Annotated in this window: 6 protein-coding genes; all 6 read left to right on the forward strand. The window is 35.4% G+C overall.

Annotated elements, in window-relative coordinates; genetic code table 11:
• The coding region (locus CN514_RS12420) for an MFS transporter (RefSeq protein ID WP_141529364.1) at window positions 1–649 on the forward strand (649 nt) is incomplete at its 5' end.
• Window positions 650–789: 140 nt separating this feature from the next.
• Window positions 790–1,443, forward strand: coding sequence for a TetR/AcrR family transcriptional regulator (locus CN514_RS12425; RefSeq protein WP_098232860.1), 654 nt, complete (start codon window positions 790–792; stop codon window positions 1,441–1,443).
• Window positions 1,444–1,613: 170 nt separating this feature from the next.
• Window positions 1,614–2,042 (forward strand): PaaI family thioesterase, encoded by a 429-nt coding sequence (locus CN514_RS12430; protein ID WP_098232861.1) that lies wholly within the window; start codon window positions 1,614–1,616, stop codon window positions 2,040–2,042.
• A 38-nt stretch (window positions 2,043–2,080) separates the two neighbouring features.
• Window positions 2,081–3,322: a beta-ketoacyl-ACP synthase II gene (gene fabF / locus CN514_RS12435; protein WP_098232862.1), complete on the forward strand. Its 1,242-nt coding sequence runs from the start codon at window positions 2,081–2,083 to the stop codon at window positions 3,320–3,322.
• A 44-nt stretch (window positions 3,323–3,366) separates the two neighbouring features.
• Window positions 3,367–3,864: a DinB family protein gene (locus CN514_RS12440; protein ID WP_098232863.1), complete on the forward strand. Its 498-nt coding sequence runs from the start codon at window positions 3,367–3,369 to the stop codon at window positions 3,862–3,864.
• 26 nt (window positions 3,865–3,890) lie between these two features.
• The gene (locus CN514_RS12445; protein ID WP_098232864.1) at window positions 3,891–4,760 is read left to right on the forward strand and encodes an alpha/beta fold hydrolase; all 870 of its coding nucleotides are present in this window, start codon (window positions 3,891–3,893) and stop codon (window positions 4,758–4,760) included.
• Window positions 4,761–4,880 lie beyond the last annotated feature (120 nt).

Raw genomic sequence — 4,880 nt, forward strand, 5'->3', positions numbered from 1 at the left:
AAAAGAGGGAGAAAACAAAACGAATACGAAAAACAATCAAAATCAATCAATTAGCAAGGTATATAAAAATGTAAAAATTATTCGAATCGGAATTATTTATTTCTTGGTAGGAGTGGGTTACCTAATCCCAGTACTTTTCCAATCATCATTTATGATCGATTCAGGCTTCAGTGAAAAAATTGCAGGAAATGTATTTGCGTTATCTGGGTTATCTATCATTGTAGGAAGTCCAGTTTTTGGAATGATTTCTGATCGTATAGGAAGAAAAAATTCCTTACTAATTGCATCGATCTTTTGCATGATTGCAGGAATTCTACCTGTCTTAAATCATCATCTTATTGCTTTTGTAGCAGCTTCCATCTTATTTCCGTTTTCACTCGGAGGATTTTTGGTACTTATCCAATCTATGGCAGCCGAACGAGTAAGTCCATCTCTAGTCCCAGCCGTCTTAGGCTTTGTGTCAGTATTCTATTCGATTGGCCAATTAATAGGTCCATCCTTAGCAGGAGCGGTTATTGAAAAATTTGGTGGAATTCAAAGTGCGTACATCCTTGCTTCATGCATTTTTCTTGGTACCTTAATCATCACTGGTTTTGTAAAAGAGAACGAAAAGGAAGAAGTATTGGCAGTTCAGACAAATCATTACTAGAGGGGCTATTGATAGGAGAAGGAATAGCAATAGAATTTTCAATCTCCTTTAACTATTTAAGTATCCGCTACGATTGGATAGATTGCTCTTTTTAAACTGATTATTATTAGGAAAAATTGGATTAATACGTTGATGTTAGATTGACAATACTAATAATAATATGTTTTAATAAAAAAAGACCAGTTGTTCTTTTTTTAAAAAAGGAGGTAAGTAGCATTAATAAAGGTGAACGAACTAAAAAATACATCATTGATAAATCATCTACATTATTCAATAAACATGGATATAAATCGACCTCTATCTCTGATATAATGACAGCCACTGGTTTAAAAAAGGGTGGTATTTATAATCATTTTGAAAATAAAGATACTTTGGCCGAAGCTTCGTTTACTCATTCTTTAAATACCCTTAAAGAATATTATAAAGAAGCAGTTGCATCAAAAGATTCTGCTTATGATCAATTTAAAGCATTTATTAGCGTTTTTAATACTTTGTCTCAAGATGAAATTGTCATAGGTGGATGCCCGTTGATGAATGCAGCAATAGAAGCTGATGATTCAACTATTGAATTCGAGGATACAATAAAAGAAGGATTTACTGACTTAATCAAACTTATTAAAACGATTATCATTCATGGAAAGAATCGAAATGAAATCGGAAGTGACATAGATCCAGAAAAGATGGCCGTTTTCATACTGTCTTCATTAGAAGGTGCATTAGCCCTTAGTCGTTTATACAAAGATAAAAATTATTTAGATATGGTAAATATGCAATTAATAGAAATTCTTTTCTAATTGCGATTTCCATATTTTTTTGAAATAAAAACAGACCGTTTGGTTCTTTTTTGAAATATTTTTAGAGAGGTGAGTTGCATAGTAATTTGTGACTTTGCTATGATCCATTCTTTATTTTCATTTTAGGTTTATGTATTTAAATAATATTTAATACTGAAAGGGGAATTTTAATGAAGAATACCATTAAATTAAATTCACAGAAGGAAATTTCTGTTCCTCCTGTTGCAAAATTAATCGGCTTTTATCCAATCGAGATTAATAGAGGAGAGACTGTATTTCAACTTGAGACAAAGGAAGACCATTTCAATCCGATGGGAACAGTTCATGGTGGTATACTTTGTGACCTGGCGGATGCAGCAATGGGAGTTGCGTATGCTACCTTATTAAATGAAAGTGAATCCTTTACGACTGTTGAATTAAAAATAAATTATTTAAAACCTATATGGCAGACAACTTTAAAAGCCCATGCGGTTGTAGTCAAAAAAGGAAGCAACATCGGTTTTATTGATTGCTCAATATATGATGAAAAAGAGTCATTGATTGCGAAAGCAAGTTCAACATGCATGACGCTTAAAGGTGAAAGTGCAAAAAATAGGTAGCATGGCAAAATCTCTAGAATTGTTATAGGAGGTTCTTTATGAATCGCAGGGTTGTAATAACTGGTTATGGTGTAGTATCACCATTAGGTAATGATGTAGACACATTATGGAAAAATATAAAGGCTTCAAAATCTGGCATTAAAAAGGTTGAGTTCGAGGGCTATGAAGATATAAGTACAAAAATTGGTGGCCATATCGAGAAACTTTTTCCAGAAGAATTTTTTGATAAAAAAGAGTTAGGTAAATACGATAAATTTGTTCAATATGCGTATATTGCAGTCAAACAAGCATTAGATCAAGCAGGACTAGACCTCGAAAAAACAGATCCAAATCGATTGGGAGTATTTATTGGCTCAGGAATTGGTGGATTAGACACTGTACTAGAAAATCATAAAATGCTTTTAGAAAAAGGAGCAAGAAAAGTATCTCCTTTCATGGCACCAATGATGATCAGCAATATGGCTGTAGGAATCGTTTCAATCAAAACAGGTTTCAAAGGAACAAGTTTTTCACCTGTATCTGCCTGTGCAACTAGCAATCATGCAATAGGAGAAGCCTTTCTTAACATTCGGCACGGATATTCTGATGCCATATTGGCAGGAGGATCTGAAGCTTCCATCAGTCCTTTAGCTTATGCTGGTTTCTCTAGGATGAAAGCAATGTCAACTAATAATGATTCACCCGAGACTGCCAGCAGACCATTTGACAAACGAAGAGATGGTTTTGTTATGTCGGAAGGAGCAGGTATTTTGTTGCTTGAGGAATTTGAGCATGCTAAAAAAAGAGGGGCAACTATTTTAGGTGAAATCATTGGTTATGGATCAACAACTGATGCCTATCATATTACTTCCCCTGACTTTCATGGAGCAGAACGAGCAATGAATCTCGCATTGAATATGGCTCAGATCCAACCAATAGATGTCGATTACATCAATGCTCATGGCACGAGCACACCTGAAGGTGACAAATCTGAAACGAAAGCAATTAAAAGTGTATTTGGAGACCATGCATATAAACTGAAAGTAAGTTCAACTAAATCTATGACAGGGCACTTATTTGGAGCTGCTGGAGGAATTGAAGCAATCATCACCCTTAAAAGTATTTTGGAAAATACAATTCCACCTACAATTAACTATGAATATCCAGATGAAGAATGTAATCTAGATTATGTTCCAAATCATCCAGTTCATGCAGAAGTAAACTATGCGATTTCAAATGGATTCGGATTCGGTGGACATAATGCAGTTTTAGTATTTAAGAAATTCAATGATAGTTTTTAAATATAGCTCTTTCAATTATATAAAATACAATAAGGAGGGCTATCATGAGCTCGAATACCATATTGAAAACTGCAAACTATGTACGTTTAAATAATATCCGAAAATTTGAGTCTTTGTCAGAAGAGTATTATGATATACAGCCGATTCAATTTAATAACACAATCAGATGGAATATAGGTCATTTCATTGCTATTACGGATCGCATGCTTTTCAAACGAATTACTGGATCATCAAGGCTACCTGATGGATTCATTGAACTTTTTAAAGGCGGAACAAAACCTTCAGACTGGACTTTATCTCCACCTTCAAAAGTTGAATTGGTTCAACTACTAAAAATACAATTAGACGATATAAATTCACTCTTTATGGATAAATTAAATGAGAATTTGAAAGATCCATTTTTGATTCGTGATACTTCGTTTGTAACAATTGGGGATATTTTAGCGTTTGTAACAATACATGAAGTACAACATTCAACGACTTCAACCTATATATTAAGGGAGATTCAACGTTTAAATACAAACACAGAGATTAACAAATAAAATATAAATTATGAGGATGATATAAAATGAAAAATTTAGAACAAAATTTAAATACATTCACTGCAGAAACAGTAGAAACTTCTTATTTAGAAGCGGATGGCATTCGGTTCGCTTATCGGACTTTCGGTAAACCATCGGATGTTCCGCTCGTTTTTTGCCAACGTTTCAGAGGCACGATAGACGATTGGGATCCTGCTCTCATCAATGCACTGGCAAGAGAACGGACGATCATCCTGTTCGATAACGCAGGCATAGGATTGTCATCGGGAGAGACACCGGAGTCGTTCTTTGGAACGGCGAAATACGCATATACTTTCATTCGAGCGTTAGGACTTAAACAAGTCGACTTGTTGGGATTTTCAATGGGCGGTTACATTGCTCAAATCGTGGCGTTAGAGCATCCGGATTTAGTCCGTCGCTTGATTTTGGCAGGTACGGGGGGAGGAACCGGAGAAGGCACGGAAGCAGGAAAACCTGAAGTATTTCAAGTTGCGTTCAAGCCAGTTAACGATGCCGAGGATTTCTTGTACTTGTTCTTTGAGCAAAGTGAGACGAGCAAAGCGGCAGGCTTAGCGTATTTAGAGCGTCTTGCCAGAAGAAAAGAATCAAGAGCGCCGCTTGTAAAACCGGAATCGGTGCAAGCCCAAATCAAAGGTGCCGGGGCATGGAGAACGATTTCAACCTTCGACCGATTGGGAGAAATCAAGCAGCCCGTGCTCGTGGCCAACGGAAATCGCGATATCATGATTCCTACCGTTAATTCTTATATCATCTCTCAACGAATTCCGAATGCTCAACTGATTATTTATCCGGATTCCGGTCATGGATTTCTATTCCAATATCCAGAAATGTTTGCAGAACATGTAAATATTTTTCTTAATAAAAATCTTAAATAACAAATTGAATTAATATTTTAACATCGGATAAATATGAAAAAGATGACTCAACAATGGACTTACCCCTGTCAAGTAGACACTAATAAAAAATGTATTTTAAGCAGCCTTAGCCCTGTATTC

Source organism: Bacillus sp. AFS001701 (assembly GCF_002559405.1).
GTDB lineage: Bacteria > Bacillota > Bacilli > Bacillales > Bacillaceae_G > Gottfriedia.

Coding starts and splice junctions, on each gene's coding strand:
- CN514_RS12430 (WP_098232861.1), top strand. CDS start 1,614: ATGAAGAATACCATTAAATTAAATTCACAGAAGGAAATTTCTGTTCCT.
- fabF (WP_098232862.1), top strand. CDS start 2,081: ATGAATCGCAGGGTTGTAATAACTGGTTATGGTGTAGTATCACCATTA.
- CN514_RS12440 (WP_098232863.1), top strand. CDS start 3,367: ATGAGCTCGAATACCATATTGAAAACTGCAAACTATGTACGTTTAAAT.
- CN514_RS12445 (WP_098232864.1), top strand. CDS start 3,891: ATGAAAAATTTAGAACAAAATTTAAATACATTCACTGCAGAAACAGTA.